We start from the raw sequence: 773 nt of genomic DNA on the forward strand, positions 1-773 counted from the left end.
CCGGCCGCTTGGGCCAGCGGCGGCACCGTGAGCGCGCCGTAGGGAATGGCGGCCGAGGTGGCATCGCGCACCACGTTTAGCACAAACGTGGGCCGCAACACCTTGGGCAGGGTTTTACTGGGCTCTTTGTCGAGGGCGCGCAGGGCGTATTCGCGCTTTTCGCGGCCTTCGAGCGTCATGCTGATGCTTTGGTAGCCGCCGCCGGTTTTGCCGGGTTCCAGGCCGCCGGGGGCGGCCGTGGCCAAGCGAAGCACCGGGGCCATCACCGGGGCGGCCCACACGCGGCGGTAGTGTCGCCCCAGAAACAGGCAGTAGAAGCCGGAGTGGCGATTGTAGTGGCGGCCGGCCGTGGCCAGCACCGAGTCGGCGGTAGGAGGAAGGGGCTGAGTGCTACCGGCGCCCACGCGGGCATCGGCCTGAAAGAAGTTGTGGCGAGCGCAGCCGCTGCTGCCCAGGCTCAGGCCGAGGGCGGCCAGCAGTGGCCAGCGGCAGCCAGCTTGTAGACAAGGAAAAAGAGGCATCCGATGAAAAAACGCGGCAGGAATGAGCCTTTAACGCAGCTCCGCCGTAAAGGTGGGCGCGGTGGTCGGCCCCAGCCGCCGTTTAACCACGCTAAGCTGAACAATCTGGCCAGATATGCCATCATTATTCTGCGTTTTCCGCGGCGCGTTGCTAGCCGGCACACTACTGAGTTTAGGTGGCTGCGGCAGCCCGTCGGCCAGCTCCGCGCCGCTGGCCGTGTGGGCCGCCGATTCGGTCTCGGTGCGGGTGGC

The 773-nt window shown here is 67.0% G+C and carries 1 pseudogene; it reads right to left on the reverse strand.

Features of this window, described 5'->3' with window-relative positions:
- Nucleotides 1-521: pseudogene (locus tag ACYVDE_RS24945) on the reverse strand (hypothetical protein); the annotation flags it as partial.
- Nucleotides 522-773: the final 252 nt, after the last annotated feature.

It is taken from the genome of Hymenobacter agri, assembly GCF_054778495.1.